Annotated in this window: 17 protein-coding genes; 6 read left to right on the top strand and 11 right to left on the bottom strand. The window is 61.0% G+C overall.

The window, feature by feature from the left end; translation table 11 throughout:
- The first annotated feature begins 7 nt into the window (after window positions 1-7).
- The 5 genes from gatA to HX803_RS19415 all read left to right on the top strand — a co-directional run bounded on the left by gatA (window position 8) and on the right by HX803_RS19415 (window position 4,927).
- On the top strand, window positions 8-1,459 hold the full coding sequence (gene gatA / locus HX803_RS19435) for an Asp-tRNA(Asn)/Glu-tRNA(Gln) amidotransferase subunit GatA (RefSeq protein ID WP_178922680.1): 1,452 nt from the start codon (window positions 8-10) through the stop codon (window positions 1,457-1,459).
- Between the two features lie 10 nt (window positions 1,460-1,469).
- A complete protein-coding gene (gatB, locus tag HX803_RS19430; RefSeq protein ID WP_178922678.1) occupies window positions 1,470-2,915 on the top strand; it encodes an Asp-tRNA(Asn)/Glu-tRNA(Gln) amidotransferase subunit GatB in 1,446 nt (481 codons plus the stop codon).
- A gap of 155 nt (window positions 2,916-3,070) precedes the next feature.
- Complete coding sequence (locus HX803_RS19425; RefSeq protein WP_176995095.1) at window positions 3,071-3,442, top strand: septal ring lytic transglycosylase RlpA family protein; 372 nt, start codon at window positions 3,071-3,073, stop codon at window positions 3,440-3,442.
- Between the two features lie 58 nt (window positions 3,443-3,500).
- Entirely contained in the window at window positions 3,501-4,547 is a 1,047-nt protein-coding gene (locus HX803_RS19420; protein ID WP_178922967.1) for a calcium/sodium antiporter, read from the top strand.
- A complete protein-coding gene (locus tag HX803_RS19415; RefSeq protein ID WP_065875108.1) occupies window positions 4,544-4,927 on the top strand; it encodes a carboxymuconolactone decarboxylase family protein in 384 nt (127 codons plus the stop codon). Before HX803_RS19420 ends, HX803_RS19415 begins: the two co-directional genes overlap by 4 nt.
- A 109-nt stretch (window positions 4,928-5,036) precedes the next feature.
- Here HX803_RS19415 and HX803_RS19410 read toward each other — a convergent pair whose 3' ends face one another.
- The 5 genes from HX803_RS19410 to kdgD all read right to left on the bottom strand — a co-directional run bounded on the left by HX803_RS19410 (window position 5,037) and on the right by kdgD (window position 11,752).
- Window positions 5,037-5,978 carry an AEC family transporter gene (locus HX803_RS19410; protein WP_178922677.1) on the bottom strand — a complete coding sequence of 314 codons (942 nt, stop codon included), beginning with the start codon at window positions 5,976-5,978 and terminating at the stop codon, window positions 5,037-5,039.
- A gap of 231 nt (window positions 5,979-6,209) precedes the next feature.
- Window positions 6,210-7,763 carry a galactarate dehydratase gene (gene garD, locus HX803_RS19405; protein ID WP_178922675.1) on the bottom strand — a complete coding sequence of 518 codons (1,554 nt, stop codon included), beginning with the start codon at window positions 7,761-7,763 and terminating at the stop codon, window positions 6,210-6,212.
- Between the two features lie 11 nt (window positions 7,764-7,774).
- Complete coding sequence (locus HX803_RS19400; RefSeq protein WP_176995098.1) at window positions 7,775-9,139, bottom strand: MFS transporter; 1,365 nt, start codon at window positions 9,137-9,139, stop codon at window positions 7,775-7,777.
- Between the two features lie 201 nt (window positions 9,140-9,340).
- A complete protein-coding gene (locus HX803_RS19395) occupies window positions 9,341-10,786 on the bottom strand; it encodes an aldehyde dehydrogenase family protein (RefSeq protein ID WP_178922673.1) in 1,446 nt (481 codons plus the stop codon).
- 54 nt (window positions 10,787-10,840) lie between these two features.
- Window positions 10,841-11,752 (bottom strand): 5-dehydro-4-deoxyglucarate dehydratase, encoded by a 912-nt coding sequence (kdgD, locus tag HX803_RS19390; protein ID WP_017138261.1) that lies wholly within the window; start codon window positions 11,750-11,752, stop codon window positions 10,841-10,843.
- Between the two features lie 233 nt (window positions 11,753-11,985).
- Between kdgD and HX803_RS19385 the strand changes: the two genes are divergently transcribed.
- A complete protein-coding gene (locus tag HX803_RS19385; protein ID WP_178922671.1) occupies window positions 11,986-13,143 on the top strand; it encodes a phospholipase in 1,158 nt (385 codons plus the stop codon).
- Between the two features lie 164 nt (window positions 13,144-13,307).
- On the opposite strand, the gene HX803_RS19380 is transcribed toward HX803_RS19385, so the two are convergent.
- The 6 genes from HX803_RS19380 to petA all read right to left on the bottom strand — a co-directional run bounded on the left by HX803_RS19380 (window position 13,308) and on the right by petA (window position 18,006).
- Window positions 13,308-14,057 carry a FadR/GntR family transcriptional regulator gene (locus tag HX803_RS19380; RefSeq protein WP_016976230.1) on the bottom strand — a complete coding sequence of 250 codons (750 nt, stop codon included), beginning with the start codon at window positions 14,055-14,057 and terminating at the stop codon, window positions 13,308-13,310.
- A 158-nt stretch (window positions 14,058-14,215) separates the two neighbouring features.
- Entirely contained in the window at window positions 14,216-14,635 is a 420-nt protein-coding gene (locus HX803_RS19375; protein ID WP_176995101.1) for a ClpXP protease specificity-enhancing factor, read from the bottom strand.
- 17 nt (window positions 14,636-14,652) lie between these two features.
- Window positions 14,653-15,270 (bottom strand): glutathione S-transferase N-terminal domain-containing protein, encoded by a 618-nt coding sequence (locus HX803_RS19370; RefSeq protein WP_016971566.1) that lies wholly within the window; start codon window positions 15,268-15,270, stop codon window positions 14,653-14,655.
- 149 nt (window positions 15,271-15,419) lie between these two features.
- On the bottom strand, window positions 15,420-16,199 hold the full coding sequence (locus HX803_RS19365) for a cytochrome c1 (protein WP_176995103.1): 780 nt from the start codon (window positions 16,197-16,199) through the stop codon (window positions 15,420-15,422).
- Window positions 16,199-17,410, bottom strand: coding sequence for a cytochrome bc complex cytochrome b subunit (locus HX803_RS19360; protein WP_178922669.1), 1,212 nt, complete (start codon window positions 17,408-17,410; stop codon window positions 16,199-16,201). The genes HX803_RS19365 and HX803_RS19360 overlap by 1 nt, the downstream gene beginning before the upstream one ends.
- Entirely contained in the window at window positions 17,410-18,006 is a 597-nt protein-coding gene (gene petA, locus HX803_RS19355; protein WP_122720920.1) for a ubiquinol-cytochrome c reductase iron-sulfur subunit, read from the bottom strand. Before petA ends, HX803_RS19360 begins: the two co-directional genes overlap by 1 nt.
- Between the last annotated feature and the right edge of the window lie 41 nt (window positions 18,007-18,047).

Below are 18,047 nucleotides of genomic sequence, written 5' to 3'. Positions count from 1 at the left end.
GCCTTTCATGCATCACATGACTCTGGCCGAGATCGCCCGCGGTCTCGCCGACAAAAAGTTTTCTTCCGAAGAGCTGACCAAGACCCTGCTGGCGCGCATCGCCGAGCACGATCCGAAGGTCAACAGCTTCATCAGCCTCACCGAAGAGCTGGCCTTGAGCCAGGCCAAGGCCGCCGACGCACGTCGCGCCAACGGTGAAAACAGCCCACTGCTGGGTGCGCCTATCGCCCACAAGGACCTGTTCTGCACCCAGGGCATTCGCACCAGCTGCGGCTCGAAGATGCTCGACAACTTCAAGGCGCCCTACGACGCCACCGTGGTGTCCAAGCTGGCTGCCGCCGGGGCCGTGACCCTGGGCAAGACCAACATGGACGAATTCGCCATGGGTTCGGCCAACGAGTCGAGCTACTACGGCGCGGTGAAGAACCCGTGGAACCTGGAGCACGTGCCCGGTGGTTCGTCGGGTGGTTCGGCTGCCGCCGTGGCTGCGCGCTTCCTGCCGGCGGCTACCGCCACCGACACCGGCGGCTCGATCCGCCAACCTGCCGCCTTCACCAACCTCACCGGTCTGAAGCCAACCTACGGTCGCGTGTCCCGCTGGGGCATGATCGCCTACGCGTCCAGCCTGGATCAGGGCGGCCCCCTGGCACGTACCGCCGAAGACTGCGCAATTTTGTTACAAGGCATGGCCGGCTTCGATAAACAGGACTCCACCAGCATCGACGAGCCCGTGCCGGACTACAGCGCCAGCCTGAACACCTCGATCAAGGGCCTGCGCATCGGCGTGCCGAAGGAGTACTTCAGCGCTGGTCTCGACCCACGCATCGCGGAGCTTGTGCACAACAGCGTCAAGGAGCTGGAAAAGCTCGGCGCCGTGATCAAGGAAATCAGCCTGCCGAACAACGGGCACGCGATTCCTGCGTACTACGTGATCGCCCCGGCTGAAGCGTCCTCCAACCTGTCGCGTTTCGACGGCGTGCGTTTCGGCTACCGCTGCGAAAATCCGAAAGACCTCACCGACCTTTATAAGCGCTCCCGTGGCGAAGGCTTCGGTGCCGAAGTACAGCGCCGCATCATGGTCGGGGCCTACGCCCTGTCGGCCGGTTACTACGACGCGTACTACCTCAAGGCGCAAAAGATCCGTCGCCTGGTGAAGAACGACTTCATGGCCGCCTTCGAAGAAGTCGACGTGATCCTCGGCCCAACCACGCCGAACCCGGCCTGGAAGCTCGGCGCCAAGAACGGCGACCCGGTCGCTGCCTACCTCGAAGACCTTTACACCATCACCGCCAACCTCGCGGGCCTGCCGGGTTTGTCCATGCCTGCCGGTTTCGTCGATGGCCTGCCGGTCGGCGTGCAATTGCTCGCCCCGTATTTCCAGGAAGGCCGCCTGCTCAATGTGGCGCACCAGTACCAGTTGCACACCGACTGGCACACCCGCACCCCTACCGGCTTCTGAGGAGAACACTATGCAATGGGAAGTTGTGATCGGGCTGGAGATTCATACCCAGCTCGCCACCCAATCGAAGATTTTCTCCGGTAGCGCCACCACGTTCGGCTCCGAACCGAACACCCAGGCCAGCCTGGTAGATCTGGGCATGCCTGGCGTTCTGCCGGTGCTGAACCAGGAAGCGGTACGCATGGCCGTGATGTTCGGCCTGGCGATTGACGCCGAGATCGGCCAGCACAACGTGTTCGCACGCAAGAACTACTTCTACCCGGACCTGCCCAAGGGCTACCAGATCAGCCAGATGGAACTGCCGATTGTTGGCAAGGGCCACCTGGATATCCCGCTGGAAGACGGCACCATCAAGCGCGTCGGCGTAACCCGCGCCCACCTGGAAGAAGATGCCGGCAAGAGCCTGCACGAAGAATTCCCGGGCGCCACCGGTATCGACCTGAACCGTGCGGGCACGCCGCTGCTGGAGATCGTTTCCGAGCCGGACATGCGCAGCGCCAAGGAAGCCGTGGCCTACGTCAAGACCATCCACGCGCTGGTGCGCTACCTGGGCATCTGCGACGGCAACATGGCCGAAGGCTCGCTGCGCTGTGACTGCAACGTGTCGGTACGGCCAAAGGGCCAGGTCGAGTTCGGCACCCGCTGCGAGATCAAGAACGTCAACTCGTTCCGCTTCATCGAGAAGGCGATCAACACCGAAGTGCGTCGCCAGATCGAGCTGATCGAAGACGGCGGCAAGGTCATCCAGCAGACCCGCCTGTACGACCCGAACAAAGACGAAACCCGCGCCATGCGCAGCAAGGAGGAAGCCAACGACTACCGTTACTTCCCCGACCCGGACCTGTTGCCGGTGGTGCTTGAGGACGCATACCTCAACGACATCCGCGCCACCCTGCCGGAACTGCCGCAGCAGAAACGCGAGCGCTTCCAGGAGCAGTTCGGCTTGTCGGTCTACGATGCCAGCGTCTTGGCCTCCAGCCGTGAACAAGCCAACTACTTCGAAAAAGTCGTGAGCATTGCCGGTGACGCCAAGCTGGCGGCCAACTGGGTGATGGTTGAACTGGGCAGCCTGTTGAACAAACAGGGCCTGGAAATCGACGAAGCCCCGGTCACCGCCGAGCAATTGGGTGGCATGTTGCTGCGCATCAAGGACAACACCATCTCCGGCAAGATCGCCAAGACCGTGTTCGAAGCGATGGCTGCAGGCGAAGGCAGCGCCGACGAAATCATCGAGAAGCGCGGCCTCAAGCAAGTCACCGACAGCGGTGCGATTTCGGCCGTGCTGGATGAAATGCTCGCGGCCAACGCCGAGCAGGTCGAGCAATACCGTGCGGCAGACGAAGCCAAGCGCGGCAAGATGTTCGGTTTCTTTGTGGGCCAGGCAATGAAAGCCTCCAAGGGCAAGGCCAACCCGCAACAGGTGAACGAATTGCTCAAAAGCAAGCTCGAAGGCTGACAGCGGTAAATGGTCCGGGCGGGATTTACCCCCTGCCCGAATACCCTGTGGGAGCTGGCTTGCCTGCGATTGCATCACCTCGGTGTGTTTGAAACACCGAGTCGTCTGCATCGCAGGCAAGCCAGCTCCCACATTTGTCATGGGGGCATCTTGCAATGAAGCGTCTACTTGGCCTCCTGGCCCTGTTCTCCCTGCTGGCCGGCTGCGCCAGCGGCGTCATCAACCCCAACGGCTACGACGAAACCGGCACCGCCTCCTATTACGGTGCCAAGCACCATGGCAACAAGACCGCCAGTGGCGAACCCTTCAACCAGAACGCCCTGACCGCCGCCCATCGGCAACTGCCCTTCGGCACCCAGGTCAAGGTCACGAATCTCGACAATGACAAATCCGTGGTTGTCCGCATCAACGATCGCGGCCCGCATACCCGTGGGCGCTTGATCGATCTTTCACGCAAGGCGGCCGAGCAATTGGGCATGATCAGCAGCGGCACCGCGCGCGTGCGCGTGCAAGCCCTGGGCAATTGACGATGGAGGACCGGTCATTTTCGGATTAACCGCCCTCTCGCCCTGGAGCCTGCTGGAACTGGTCAGCGGCCTGGTGCTGCTGATCGTCGGCGCCGAGATCCTGGTGCGCGCCGCCGTGCGCCTGGCCGGCAGCCTCAAGGTGCGACCGCTGATCATCGGCCTGACCATCGTCGCCTTCGGCAGCAGCGCGCCGCAGATGACCGTCAGCCTGCAAGCCACCCTGGCTGGCAACACCGATATCGCGGTGGGCAGCGTGATCGGCAGCAGCATCTTCAACATCCTGGTGACCCTGGGCCTGTCGGCACTGATTATTCCGTTGCGGGTCTCGCGCCAGTTGGTGCGCCTGGACATCCCGGTGATGATCTTCGCCGGCCTGCTGGTGTTCACCCTCGCCGCCAATGAAGAACTGACGCCGGTCGATGGCCTGGTGCTGCTGGTCGCACTGGTCGCCTACCTCGGCGTGCTGCATTACCAGACGCGCCATTCACGCCGCCCGCGCACACTGGACACCGTGGCCCGCGCCCCCTGGTTCAGCAGCGTGCTGCTGATGCTCGGCGGGTTGTTGATCCTGGTGCTCGCCGGGCATCTGCTGCTCGGCGCAGCGGTGGATGTGGCCGGCGACCTGGGCCTGTCGGAGCGCGTGATCGGCCTGACCCTGATCGGCGTCGGCACCTCGCTGCCGTGCCTGGCGACGTCACTGATTGCCGCCCTGCGTGGTGAGCGCGAAATCGCCGTGGGCAACGTGATCGGCAGCAACCTGTTCAACTTGCTGGGCGTATTGGGGCTGACCGCCCTGCTTGCGCCCTCGCCGCTGTCGGTATCGCCCAATGCCCTGGATTTCGATTTGCCGGTGATGCTCGGCGTGGTGGTGCTGTGCCTGCCGGTGTTCTACACCGGTTACCGCGTGACTCGCGCCGAAGGCCTGGTACTGCTGGGCCTGTACCTCGCTTACGGGCTGCACGTGATGGCGTTCACCACCGGCATGCCCCTGGCCACCAAGCTTGAACACCTGATGCTGTATTACGTCCTGCCAGTGCTGGTGGCTTTTCTGTTGTTCAGCACGCTGCGAGCCTGGCGCCGCCAACACAAGAGGGAATCGCAATGACCGATCAGAAAAAGCCCGGAGTTGAGATGCGTCGCCAGGTCATGGGCGATGTGTTCGTCGACCGCGCCCTGGGCAACGCCACCGAATTCACCCAGCCGCTGCAAGACTTCGTCAATGAACATGCCTGGGGCAGTGTGTGGAACCGCGAAGGGTTGCCGCTGAAGACCCGCAGCCTGATCACCCTGGCGGCCCTCACCGCCCTCAAGTGTCCGCAGGAACTCAAGGGCCATGTGCGCGGGGCGCTGAACAATGGCTGCACCGTAGAAGAGATTCGTGAAGCGCTGCTGCATTGCGCGGTGTATGCCGGCGTGCCGGCGGCGATTGATGCGTTTCGGGCGGCGCAGGAAGTGATCGAGGCGTATCAGGCAGATAAGCAGTAACCGTTGGATTGCTATCGCCGGCAAGCCGGCTCCCACCTTTGAATGTGTTCACAAATCAAAATGTGGGAGCTGGCTTGCCGGCGATTGGCCCTCACGGACGGCAGAAAATTCAGATCCACCCCCCCGCCTGCAACACAAAAATCCCGATATTGGTGGTCACCGCTGCCATCAAGGTGGTGATCACGATAATCGCCGCCGCCAGCTCATGATTGCCCTCCGCCGCCCGGGCCATCACGAAACTCGCCGCCGCAGTGGGTGCGCCGAAATACAGGAACAAAATCCCCAGCTCCGGCCCGCGAAAGCCCAACAGCCACGCGCCCAGCGTTGCGAACACGGGCAAGCCGATCATCTTCACCAGGCTGGCACTCAGCGCCATGCTGCCGCTTTTGCGCAACGCCGCCAGAGACAAGGTGCCACCGATGCAGATCAGCGCCAGCGGCAAGGTCATGTCCGCCAGGTACTGACCGGACGACTCCAGCCAACCGGGCAAACCGATCTGGAACACCGCAAAGGGCGTGGCTGCAATCACGCTGATGATCAACGGGTTGGCCACCACGCTTTTGCAGATGCTCCACGGGTCGGACTTGATCACCGGGCTGTACACCGCCAGCACGATGGTCGACAAGGTGTTGTAGAACAGAATCACCAGCGCGGCGAGGATCGCGCCGAGGGAGATGCCGTAGTCGCCGTACATGCTGGCCGCCAGTGCCAGGCCGATCACCCCGTTGTTGCCACGAAATGCGCCCTGGGCATAAATGCCGCGGTCTTCACGGGGGCAGCGAAAGATCGCCCAGCCCCAAGCCAAGGCAAAGCTCAACAGCGTGGCGACGGCAAAATAGATCAGCAGGCCCGGCTTGAGCGCCGAGTGCAGGTCGGCATGCAGGATGCCCAGGAACAGCAACGCCGGCATGGTGACGTTGAACACCAGGGACGACGCGACGTGGATGAAGTTGTCGTTGATCCAGTTGACGCGCTTGAGGAGCACGCCCAGGAACAGCATGGCAAATACCGGCGCGGTGATGGTCAGGGTGGTGAGGAAAATTGCCAGCATGCCGGGGAGAACCTTGGTGAGCGTCGTTAGGTGGCTAATGATAAGCCATGCTGACCTGTAGCGCCTGGTAAGACGCCTTCGCGGGCAAGCCCGCTCCCACATTATTGATGTGTGAATACCTTTAAATGTGGGAGCTGGCTTGCCTGCGATGGCGGTGTGTCAGCCGATAGATCTGTGACTGACACTCCACTAACGCAGGCAAGCCAGCTCCCACAGGGGCCGTGCCAGCCGTCAGGTGATGGGGGCGGGATTGAACAGGGTGATGTCGTTGTGCAGCTTGTGGCGCTCCGCCCATGTCTGCTTCTTGCCGCTGGCCACATCCAAATAGAAGTGGAACAACTCCCAGCCCAACTCCTCAATGCTCGCCCGTCCAGTGGCGATTCGCCCCGCGTCGATGTCGATCAGGTCCGGCCAGCGCTGCGCCAATTCCGTGCGTGTCGACACCTTCACCACCGGCGCCATCGCCAGCCCATAAGGCGTGCCGCGCCCGGTGGTGAACACGTGCAGGTTCATCCCGGCCGCCAGTTGCAAGGTGCCACACACAAAGTCGCTGGCCGGCGTTGCGCAAAAGATCAGCCCCTTGCCCTTGAAGCGCTCGCCGGGGCCAAGCACGCCGTTGATCGCACTGCTGCCGGACTTGACGATGGAGCCCAGGGACTTCTCGACAATGTTCGACAACCCGCCCTTCTTGTTGCCCGGCGTGGTGTTGGCACTGCGGTCCGCCTCGCCCTTGGCCAGGTAGCGGTCGTACCAGTCCATTTCCCGGACCAGTTCCTCGGCGATTGCTTGGGTCTCGGCACGTGAAGTCAGCAAGTAGATGGCATCACGTACTTCCGTGACTTCGGAAAACATCACCGTCGCCCCGGCCCGCAACAGCAAGTCCGAGGCATAGCCCAACGCCGGGTTGGCGGTGATGCCGGAAAATGCATCGCTGCCACCGCACTGCATGCCGAGGATCAGTTCCGACGCCGGCACGGTTTCACGGCGGCGCTGGTCGAGCTTTTTCAGGCGGGTTTCGGCCAGCGCCATGATCTGCTCGATCATTTCGGTAAAACCGTGGCTGGAATCCTGCAACCGATACAACCACGGCTCGCTCAGGTCCACCGAACTGTCGTTGTCGTGCATCACCTGCCCGGCCTGCAGCTTCTCGCAGCCCAGGCTGATCACCAGCGCTTCGCCGCCCAGGTTCGGGTTGCGCGCCAGGTTACGCACGGTGCGAATCGGGATGTAGGCGTCCGTCGCCGTGATCGCCACGCCGCAGCCGTAGCTGTGGGTCAGCGCCACCACGTCATCGACATGCGGGTACTTGGGCAGCAACTCGTCCTTGATGCGCTTGACCGCATGGTCCAGCACGCCCGTGACGCACTGCACCGTGGTGGTAATGCCAAGGATGTTGCGCGTGCCCACGGTGCCGTCGGCGTTGCGGTAACCCTCGAAGGTAAACCCTTCCAGCGGCGCCTGGGTTTCTGGCACTTCGGTGGACAGCGGCAGGCTGTCCAGCGGTGGCGCGGTGGGCATGCGCAACTGGTCTTCCTGCACCCAACTGCCACGCGGGATCGGCGCCAGGGCGTAGCCGATGGTCTGGCCATAGCGAATGATCTGCCCGCCTTCGGGGATATCTTCCAGGGTCACCTTGTGGCTCTGGGGGATGAAGTCCACGGTGACCAGACCGTCCGGGAACTCGGTGCCGGCCGGTACGCCCTGGTCGTTCACCACAATCACCACGTTGTCGCGCGGGTGTAAGCGAATCGAGCGCGGCGAATCGGCGTGTTCAATCAACTGCATGACATCGCCCCTCAGGAATGCGCTTCGGTAAGGTTAGTCAACTGAGGGCCCTTGGCTGGCGGCTCCTTGAGCACCACGCGCTTGATCGGGCCGACAATCACCAGGTAGCTGAACACCGCCAACAACGCGTTGGCGCCCACAAACACCAAGGCCCACTTGAAGGAGCCGGTGGTGCTGATGATGTAGCCGATCACGATAGGTGTACTGATGGACGCCAGGTTGCCAAACATGTTGAACAGGCCACCACTGAGCCCGGCGATTTGTTTTGGCGACGTGTCAGACACCACCGCCCAACCCAGTGCGCCAACGCCTTTGCCGAAGAAGGCCAGAGCCATGAAGCCCACCACCATCCACTCGATATCCACGTAGTTGCACGCCACGATGCTGCTGGAAATCAACAGGCCACCGATGATCGGCGCTTTGCGGGCGAAGGTCAGGGAATGCCCCTTGCGCAGCAGGTAGTCGGAAATCACCCCGCCGAGCACGCCGCCGATAAAGCCGCAGATCGCCGGCAACGAGGCAATGAAACCGGCCTTGAGAATGGTCATGCCGCGCTCTTGCACCAGGTACACCGGGAACCAGGTCAGGAAGAAATAGGTGATGCCGTTGATGCAGTACTGGCCCAAATAGACACCGAGCATCATGCGGTTGGTCAGCAACTGGCGGATGTAATCCCACTTCGGGCCGTCGGTTTTCTTACCCTTGCCCTTGTCTTGGTCCATATCAACCATCGCGCCATTGGCGGCGATGTGGTTGAACTCCGCTTCGTTGATCATCGGGTGCTGGCGCGGGCCGTGGATCAGCTTCAGCCAGATCAGCGAGAACAGGATGCCGATGCCGCCCATCACGATAAACACGTGCTGCCAGCCGAAGGTGTAGACGATCCAGCCCATCAACGGGGCGAACAACACGGTGGCGAAGTACTGCGCCGAGTTGAAGATCGCCGACGCGGTGCCGCGCTCAGCCGTGGGAAACCACGCCGCGACGATACGGGCATTTCCCGGGAAGGAAGGCGCCTCGGCCAGACCCACCAGAAAGCGCAGCATGAACAGCGCGACGATCGCAGTGGAGACCCCGAACTCGCCCACATAGCCTTGCAGCACGGTGAACAGCGACCAGGTGAAGATGCTCAGGGCATAGATTTTTTTCGAGCCGAAACGGTCCAGCAGCCAGCCACCGGGGATTTGCCCGGCCACGTAGGCCCAACCGAATGCAGAGAAGATATAACCGAGGGTGACCGCGTCGATGCCGAGGTCTTTTTGCAGGCTGGAGCCGGCGATGGCGATGGTGGCCCGGTCGGCGTAGTTGATCGTGGTCACCAGGAACAGCATGAGCAGGATCAAATAGCGGACGTGGGTCGGCTTGGTCGCTTGCATGAAGAAGTACTCCCACTAATTATTTTTTTTGCGGGTAATCGTTGTGTTTTTTGCCGGTGAAGACTGCTTTATGTGGGAGCTGGCTTGCCTGCGATGGAGGCACCGCGGTGCATCCGTTACACCGCGGTGATGCTATCGCAGGCAAGCCAGCTCCCACACAGACCAGCTCCCACAGGAACCGGTGCCGACAGGTACTGCGTATTACGAACCGATGTAGCTGGTCTTCACCACGGTGTAGAACTCTTGCGCATAGCGACCTTGCTCACGCGAACCATAGGATGAGCCCTTACGGCCACCGAACGGAACGTGGTAGTCCACGCCGGCGGTCGGCAGGTTGACCATCACCATCCCGGCCTGGGAGTGGTGTTTGAAGTGGTTGGCGTACTTCAGCGAAGTAGTGGCGATGCCCGCCGACAAACCGAATTCGGTGTCATTGGCCATGGCCAGCGCCGCCTCGTAGTCCGCCACGCGCACCACGTTGGCCACCGGGCCGAAGATCTCTTCACGGCTGATGCGCATGGCCGCTTCGCTGTCGGCAAACAGTGTTGGCGCCAGGAAGTAGCCTTCGGTATCGCAGGTCACCAGTCCACCACCGCTGACCAGCCGCGCGCCTTCGCTTTGGCCGATGTCGATGTACTTCAGGTCCTGGTCCAACTGCGCCTGGGAGACCACCGGGCCGATGTCGGTGCCGCTTTTGAGCGCGTGGCCGACTTTGATCGACTTCATGCGCTCGGCCATGGCCGCGACGAACTGGTCATGGATGCCCGCCGTCACGATCAGGCGGCTGGAGGCGGTGCAACGCTGGCCGGTGGAGTAGAACGCGCTCTGTACCGACAACTCGACGGCCTGCTTGAGGTCGGCGTCGTCGAGGATGATCTGCGGGTTCTTGCCACCCATTTCCAACTGCACTTTGGCCTGGCGCGACACGCAGCTGACGGCGATCTGGCGGCCCACACCCACGGAACCGGTAAAGCTGATGCCGTCGACTTTCGGGCTGTTGACCAGCACATCGCCAACCACGCGGCCGCTGCCCATCACCAGGTTGAACACACCGGCCGGGAAGCCGGCGCGGGAGATGATCTCCGCCAGGGCCCAGGCACAACCCGGCACCAGTTCGGCCGGTTTGATCACCACGCAGTTGCCGTAGGCCAGGGCCGGGGCGATTTTCCACGCGGGAATGGCGATCGGGAAGTTCCACGGGGTGATCAGACCGACCACGCCCAAGGCTTCGCGGGTGACTTCAACATTGACGCCCGGGCGCACCGACGGCACGTAATCGCCGGACAAACGCAGGCATTCACCGGCGAAGAATTTGAAGATGTTGCCAGCACGGGTCACTTCACCAATGGCTTCGGGCAGGGTCTTGCCCTCTTCCCGGGCCAGCAAGGTGCCAAGCTCTTCGCGGCGGGCAAGGATTTCGCTGCCGACTTTGTCCAGGGCGTCATGGCGCGCCTGGATGCCGGAAGTCGACCAGGCTGGGAAGGCAGCGCGTGCCGCATCAATGGCAGCATTAACCTGGGCTACATCCGCCTTGGCATATTCACCAATCGCATCGGAAAGCTCCGACGGGTTGATGTTGACGCAGTAGTCGGCACCGGCCACCCACTCGCCGTTGATGTAGTTATCAAAACGTTTGGCTTGGGACACAAATCTTCTCCTGACGCAAAAGGCCGCTGATCTCTCAGCGGCCTTGTTGATGAGTTACTGCGGACCTTGCTTGTCGATCAGCGCGGCCAGGGCTTCGTATTCTTCCGGCAACAGGTCGGTCAGCGGAGTGCGCACCGGGCCTGCGTCGTAGCCGGCGATCTTCGCGCCAGCCTTGACGATGCTCACGGCGTAGCCGGCCTTGCGGTTACGGATGTCCAGGTAAGGCAGGAAGAAGTTGTCGATGATCTTGGCAACGGTGGCGTGATCGTCCTGGGCGATCGCGTGGTAGAAGTCCATCGCGGTTTTCGGGATGAAGTTGAACACCGCCGAGGAGTACACCGGCACGCCCAGGGCCTTGTAGGCAGCGGCGTAAACCTCTGCAGTCGGCAGGCCGCCGAGGTAGCTGAAACGATCGCCCAGACGACGGCGGATCGACACCATCAACTCGATGTCACCCAGGCCATCCTTGTAGCCGATCAGGTTCGGGCAGCGCTCGGCCAGGCGTTCCAGCAGCGGCGCGGTCAGGCGGCAGACGTTGCGGTTGTACACCACCACGCCGATTTTTACCGACTTGCACACGGCTTCAACGTGGGCGGCAACGCCGTCCTGGCTGGCTTCGGTGAGGTAGTGCGGCAGCAGCAACAGGCCTTTGGCACCCAGGCGCTCGGCTTCCTGAGCGTACTCAATGGCCTGGCGGGTCGAACCGCCGACACCGGCCAGGATCGGCACGCTGGTGGCACAGGTATCAACCGCGGTTTTCACCACTTGGGAATATTCGCTGGCGGCGAGGGAGAAAAACTCACCGGTGCCACCAGCCGCGAACAAGGCGGTGGCGCCGTAAGGGGCCAGCCATTCCAGGCGCTTGATGTAGCCCGCCTGGTGGAAGTCACCCTGGGCGTTGAAATCGGTCACCGGGAAAGACAGCAGACCGTGGGAGAGGATGGACTTCAGTTCTTGTGGATTCATTATTCGAACACCCTGGGCGAAGACTTTCTGTCGAAAGGTTGTTGTTGGTTTGTTGATGTCGTACGTCATCGTACAACTATAAAAAGATTCGTCAACTGCAATTCATCGACCTTCATTCTTCGAGGTGTTGAGGCAGGGCTTCTTGACGTAGGAATTTTTTACTCTATGCTCGAATTAACTGTATATACATACAGTTTTTGCGGAAGATTCCTACGACATAGCAAGGAGCTAACATGTCAGATCTTGAACTCGCAGCACCCGAAAAAAAACCGCCAACCCTGCGCTTCGAAGGCGGCGAGCACACCGCCATCGGCGACGACACGCTGCTGCGCTTCGTCAAGGACGCACCGGCCATCCCGGCGCGCCAAGTCGAATTGCACCTGCCCAACGGGCTGGCACTCACCTACGGCCAAGTGATTGCCCTGGGTGGTGACTTCTACGGCATTCCTGGCCAACCCATCAGCGACGGCGCCTCCCCGGCTGATCGCGTGCAACGCTTTACCGCCGCGTTCAACACGTTGGCCGTGCTTCCCGCTTCGCGAGAAGAAGCGCGCAAGATTCTCGCGGTCATGCAAAAGGAGATCAACGCGGTCAACCAGGCGATCAAGGACGGCAAGCAGGCCCATGAAGCCTATGACGCCCTGGGAGATACGTTGTCTGAGGAATGGAACCGCATCACCGGAGGTGGCAGCGCGGTGTCTGCGCTTATCCCGCTGGGGCGCTACTTGAAGCTGGCGGCGGATAACGCCGACCACTTTGGTGAGTGGGCGCTGTCCGCGTACCTGGCCGGCCATACCGCCGCATTGCAACAGGCAGTGGTCGCCCATCAGACCGGCACCGACCAGGCACTGGAACTGGCGTATGCCATGAACAGTTTTGCGGATCACTTCCTGACCGACCTGTTTTCTGCCGGCCATCTGCGGGTGCCGCGCAAACAACTGGCGGCGGTGGTGACACCGGGTGAGCTGGGTTCGCTGATCAGCCGCTTCATGCACGACGAAGACAGCAAGTTCGGGCTCAAAGTGCGTAACGCCATGGGCGATCAGTGGCGTGCCTACGGCGACAAGCGCTACTTCGACGCGATTGATGCGGACAACCGCGTGCAGGTCAAACGTGCGGTGCAGGCGTCGGCCGATGAGATCTTCGACACGTTCATCAGCGGTGTTGCGCCCTCCCCGGCCAACTTCAAGGCGCCGCTGTATGTGCCGGACTTGAATGCCGCGCAGAACCCGGCGAACAACTTCTCGCCGCTGTTCAAGATGGAGGGTGACAAGGTGCTGCGCCGCAAGGACGTGAATGACCTGAACGACAAGCACTGGACCAATGATTGGTGGGGGTGGAGCACTTACCTGTTGCTCAAGGACTACAAGCCCAACCAACCTGCCAACTAAATAAATACGTCATTCCAGACACTGGAGATCAAAATGTGGGAGCGGGCTTGCTCGCGAAGGCGCCTTTCAGTTGATGCATGTGCAGACTGACACACCGCATTCGCGAGCAAGCCCGCTCCCACAATTAGATCGATTTACACCCGGCACAACTCGGTTGCCTTCTTTTAACCGCGTTGCGCTTCTGCCTCTTCATGGGCATGGCGCAGCCGCTCACGGCTGTTGGTCAAATGCAAACGCATGGCCGCTCGTGCCGCGTCCGAATCCTGGCGGGCAATCGCCTCGTAGATCTCTTCGTGCTCGCGGCTCAGGCGGCCCATGTAGTGCTGCTGGTCATCATGGGCCAGGCGTGCCGAGTTCAAACGCGTGCGCGGAATAATGCTGGTGCCCAGGTGGGTCATGATGTCGGTGAAGTAACGGTTACCCGTGGACAGGGCAATTTCCAGGTGAAATGCAAAGTCAGAGGCCACCGCATCGCCGGCGTGGGCCGCGCTTTCATTCAACGCATCGAGCGCTGCACGCATGGCCGCCAGTTGCTCATCACTGCGACGTAACGCAGCCAGACCTGCAGACTCCACTTCCAGGCTGATCCGCAGTTCCAGGATCGCCAACACATCACGCAGCGTCACCACCGTGGCCGGGTCGATCCGAAAGCCGCTCGGGCTCGGCGTATCCAACACAAACGTGCCGATACCGTGACGGGTTTCCACCTGCCCCGCCGCCTGCAATCGCGAGATCGCTTCGCGCACCACCGTACGACTGACGCCATGGGCATCCATGATCGCCGACTCGGTGGGCAGTTTATCGCCACGCTTGAGCTGGCCGTCGCGGATCTGCTCGGACAACACCGTGACCAATTCCTGGGCAAGGCTACGGCGCTTGCGGGGAAGACGAGGGGCGGTGTTGGCGTTTTCCATGATGAATCATCTTTCTCGGTGAGCATGAGCACGCATCATAGCCCATGGTGGTTGTACGATCACCGTCCGGGCGCGACTTTCATCTATATCCTTCGCGCAAAAAAATGCCCCGACACAGGTCGAGGCATTCTTTCAGCGCTCCCCCGAGGGAAAGCCCGTTACTTCACCACTTTCAGGCTCGGCCGGCCGCTTGGGCGCGGTGGCTCGGCATCCGGTGGCGGCAGGTCATCACCGTCTTCGCTTTCGATCGATTCGTCGTCCTCGAAAGGCGACTCCAGATCAAACACCATGCCCTGGCCATTTTCCCGGGCGTAGATCCCGAGGATGGCACCAATGGGCACGAACAGCGTATGCGGCACGCCGCCGAAACGCCCTTCGAAGCTCACGGCTTCGTTGTCCATGTGCAGGTGTCGCACAGCACTGGGTGACACGTTCAGGACGATCTGTCCGTCACTGGCAAACCCCTGCGGTACCTGAACCGCAGGGAATTCGGAATTGACCAGCATGTGCGGGGTGCAATCGTTGTCCACAATCCACTCATAGAGCGCGCGGACCAAGTAGGGTCGACTGGAGTTCATCAGCGGCTCCTTAAGCCTTAGCGCATATCGCGTTCGACGCCAGACAGACTCGCCTGGAAAGCCTCACGCGCAAACTGGCGCTCCATGTAATCAAGCAGCGGCTTGGCAGGCCGCGGCAGTTCAATACCGAGAATCGGCAAACGCCAGAGTATCGGTAATAGGCAGCAATCCACCAAACTTTGTTCCTCGCTGAGGAAAAAAGGTTTATCGGCGAACAACGGCGAAACGCCGGTCAGACTTTCGCGCAATTCCTTACGCGCCTGCACGCGGACCGCTTCTTTTGTACGCGAATCCAGAATCACATCCACCAGCCCGCACCAGTCACGCTGGATCCGATGGATCAGCAGGCGGCTGTTGGCACGCGCCACCGGGTACACCGGCAGCAAAGGCGGATGCGGGTAACGCTCATCCAGGTATTCCATCACCACGGTCGACTCCCACAACGCCAGGTCACGATCGACCAGGGTGGGCAGGCTGCCGTAAGGGTTCACTTCGATCAGTTTTGGCGGCTGACGGCCCGCCTCCACACTGATGATCTCGGCGCTGACACCCTTCTCCGCGAGCACGATACGCACTCGGTGGGAATAGTGGTCGGCGGGGTCGGAGTAACAGGCCAACCGATTGGTCACGCCCATGGCGGTCCTCCTCGCTTGTTGAAATTATCGAAAGCTCAAAAACGAGCGCGCCCAGAGAGCATCTCTGTATCGCCTGGTACAACCAGAGCGCTACGTGTTCAGAGATGCCGCTGGGCGCGCAAGATTAACAGCAATTGCTTACGGTTGGATCAATGCACATCCTTCCAGTATTCGCGTTTGAGCAGATAGGCGAATACGAAGAAGAAGGCCAGGTACAGCAGCACATAAGTGCCGATGCGCTGATGCTGCAGTTTGACTGGGTTGGCAGAGTACGCCAGGAAGGTCACGAGGTTCTTGACCGTCTCGTCGAACTGCGCCTCGGTCTGGGCACCGGGGGTCTCAATCTTCAGCTGATCGCACGCTTCATGGGTCAACGGCGTGCCGGTCAGTGGATCGTATTGCTTCTTGCCGTCTTCAACGACCTGGATCTGCTTGCATCCTACCACTTGCTTGCCTTGCAGGCCGACCAGAACGTTCGGCATGCCGACGTTCGGGAACACGCGGTTGTTGGCACCCAGCGGGCGTGCCGGGTCGTCGTAGAAGGACTTCAGGTAGCCGTAGAGCCAGTCGGTGCCACGTACACGGGCGACCAGGGTCAGGTCGGGCGGCGCAGCGCCGAACCAGACCTTGGCGTCAGCCGGCTGCATGCCGATGCTCATGTGGTCGCCGATCTTGGCACCGGTGAACACCAGTTTTTGCAGCATCACGTCGTGGGGGATCCCCAGGTCGTCGGCCACACGCTCATAACGCTGGAACTTGGCGCTGTGGCAGCCCATGCAATAGTTGGCGAACGTCCGTGCGCCGTCTTGCATGGCCGCTTTGTCAGACACGTCGATGTCGACTTTTTCCAGCTCCGGGCCACCGTGCTCGGCAGCGAAGGACAGTAGCGGCAGCGCCGCAAGCATCAATGCAACGAATAATTTTTTCATCAGCCAGTCACCCTTTCCGGAACCGGTTTGGTCTTCTCTAGCCGGGTGTAGAACGGCATCAGAATGAAGTAGGCGAAGTACAGGAAGGTGCAGACCTGCGACAGCAACGTACGCTCAGGGGTGGGCGCCAATACGCCCAAGATACCCAGGATCACGAACGCGATGCAGAACACCCACAGCCAGATCTTGCTCAGCCAGCCTTTGTAGCGCATGGATTTGACCGGACTGCGGTCGAGCCATGGCAACACGAACAGCAGCGCGATCGAGGCGCCCATCGCCATCACGCCCATGAGCTTGTCGGGGATCGCCCGCAAGATGGCGTAGAACGGCGTGAAGTACCAGACCGGAGCAATGTGCTCAGGTGTCTTGAAGGCGTTGGCCTGTTCGAAGTTAGGTTTCTCCAGGAAATAACCGCCCATCTCCGGGAAAAAGAACACGATCGAGCAGAAGATGAACAGGAACACCACCACGCCGACAATGTCTTTCACGGTGTAGTACGGGTGGAACGGAATGCCGTCCAGCGGTACGCCGTTTTCGTCTTTGTGCTTCTTGATGTCCACGCCATCGGGGTTGTTGGAGCCCACTTCGTGCAGCGCAAGGATGTGCAGCACCACCAGGCCCAGGATCACGATCGGCAGGGCCACAACGTGCAACGCGAAGAAGCGGTTCAGGGTAATGCCGGAGATCAGGTAGTCACCGCGGATCCACTGAGTCAGGTCGTTGCCAATCACGGGGATCGCACCGAACAGCGAGATGATCACCTGGGCACCCCAGTACGACATCTGGCCCCACGGCAGCAGGTAACCCATGAAGGCTTCGGCCATCAGCGCCAGGTAGATCAGCATGCCGAAGACCCACACCAGCTCGCGGGGCTTCTGGTACGAACCGTAGAGCAGGCCACGGAACATGTGCAGGTAGACAACGATGAAGAACGCCGAGGCGCCGGTGGAGTGCAACAGGCGCAGGATCGAGCCGTACTCGACGTCACGCATGATGTATTCGACGGACGCAAACGCTTCTTCCGCCGATGGCGTGTAGCTCATGGTCAGCCAGACGCCGGTGACGATCTGGTTGACCAGCACCAGCAGGGCCAGGGAGCCGAAGAAGTAGAAGAAGTTGAAGTTTTTAGGCGCGTAGTACTTGCTGAGATGGTCTTCCCACATTTTGGTCGCAGGGAAGCGCGCATCCACCCAATCCATGAACTTGCTCATCAGGCCTTCTCCCCCTGGTCGACGCCAATGATAACGATGCTGTCCGTCTCGTATTGGTGCGGCGGAACGGGCAGGTTCAAAGGTGCGGGTTGTGACTTGTAGACGCGACCGGCCAGGTCGTAGTGGGAACCGTGGCAGGGGCAGAAGTAGCCACCGACCCAGTCCTTGCCAAGGTCGGCAGGAGCAACTTCCGGGCGGAAGGTAGGCGAGCAGCCCAAGTGGGTGCAGATACCGATCAGCAGCAGGATCTCTGGCTTGATCGAACGGATTTCCTTATCGACGTAGGCGGGTTGGTCGGAATTCTTCGAGTCGGGATCAGAGAGCTGACCCTCGATTTTCTTGAGATTTCCCAGGATTTCCTCGGTACGACGAACAATGAAGACCGGCTGGCCGCGCCATTCAGCAATCATCTGCTGGCCTGGCTCGATTTTGCTGATATTCACCTTCACCGGTGCACCCGCGGCTTTCGCCTTGGCACTGGGAAACCATGACCCCACGAACGGGACCGCAGCCCCCACCGCTCCTGCAGCACCCACCACGGATGTGGCTGCTACCAAGAAGCGACGCCGGCCTGCATTCACGCCGTCATTGCTCATTCAGTCCTCTCCCATCAGCTTTTTGGCCTGTTAAATCAGGC

It is taken from the genome of Pseudomonas sp. P7548, from assembly GCF_013386585.1.
Taxonomy (GTDB): Bacteria; Pseudomonadota; Gammaproteobacteria; order Pseudomonadales; family Pseudomonadaceae; genus Aquipseudomonas.
Note: the sequence above shows the minus strand (reverse complement) of the source record. Positions and strands in the feature narration are given on the sequence as shown.

Bases quoted from the DNA above. Each gene is read 5' to 3' on its own strand.
- gatA (WP_178922680.1), top strand. From the start codon at position 8: ATGCATCACATGACTCTGGCCGAGATCGCCCGCGGTCTCGCCGACAAA.
- gatB (WP_178922678.1), top strand. From the start codon at position 1,470: ATGCAATGGGAAGTTGTGATCGGGCTGGAGATTCATACCCAGCTCGCC.
- HX803_RS19425 (WP_176995095.1), top strand. From the start codon at position 3,071: ATGAAGCGTCTACTTGGCCTCCTGGCCCTGTTCTCCCTGCTGGCCGGC.
- HX803_RS19415 (WP_065875108.1), top strand. From the start codon at position 4,544: ATGACCGATCAGAAAAAGCCCGGAGTTGAGATGCGTCGCCAGGTCATG.
- HX803_RS19410 (WP_178922677.1), bottom strand. From the start codon at position 5,978: ATGCTGGCAATTTTCCTCACCACCCTGACCATCACCGCGCCGGTATTT.
- garD (WP_178922675.1), bottom strand. From the start codon at position 7,763: ATGCAGTTGATTGAACACGCCGATTCGCCGCGCTCGATTCGCTTACAC.
- HX803_RS19400 (WP_176995098.1), bottom strand. From the start codon at position 9,139: ATGCAAGCGACCAAGCCGACCCACGTCCGCTATTTGATCCTGCTCATG.
- kdgD (WP_017138261.1), bottom strand. From the start codon at position 11,752: ATGAATCCACAAGAACTGAAGTCCATCCTCTCCCACGGTCTGCTGTCT.
- HX803_RS19385 (WP_178922671.1), top strand. From the start codon at position 11,986: ATGTCAGATCTTGAACTCGCAGCACCCGAAAAAAAACCGCCAACCCTG.
- HX803_RS19380 (WP_016976230.1), bottom strand. From the start codon at position 14,057: ATGGAAAACGCCAACACCGCCCCTCGTCTTCCCCGCAAGCGCCGTAGC.
- HX803_RS19375 (WP_176995101.1), bottom strand. From the start codon at position 14,635: ATGAACTCCAGTCGACCCTACTTGGTCCGCGCGCTCTATGAGTGGATT.
- HX803_RS19370 (WP_016971566.1), bottom strand. From the start codon at position 15,270: ATGGGCGTGACCAATCGGTTGGCCTGTTACTCCGACCCCGCCGACCAC.
- HX803_RS19365 (WP_176995103.1), bottom strand. From the start codon at position 16,199: ATGAAAAAATTATTCGTTGCATTGATGCTTGCGGCGCTGCCGCTACTG.
- HX803_RS19360 (WP_178922669.1), bottom strand. From the start codon at position 17,410: ATGAGCAAGTTCATGGATTGGGTGGATGCGCGCTTCCCTGCGACCAAA.
- petA (WP_122720920.1), bottom strand. From the start codon at position 18,006: ATGAGCAATGACGGCGTGAATGCAGGCCGGCGTCGCTTCTTGGTAGCA.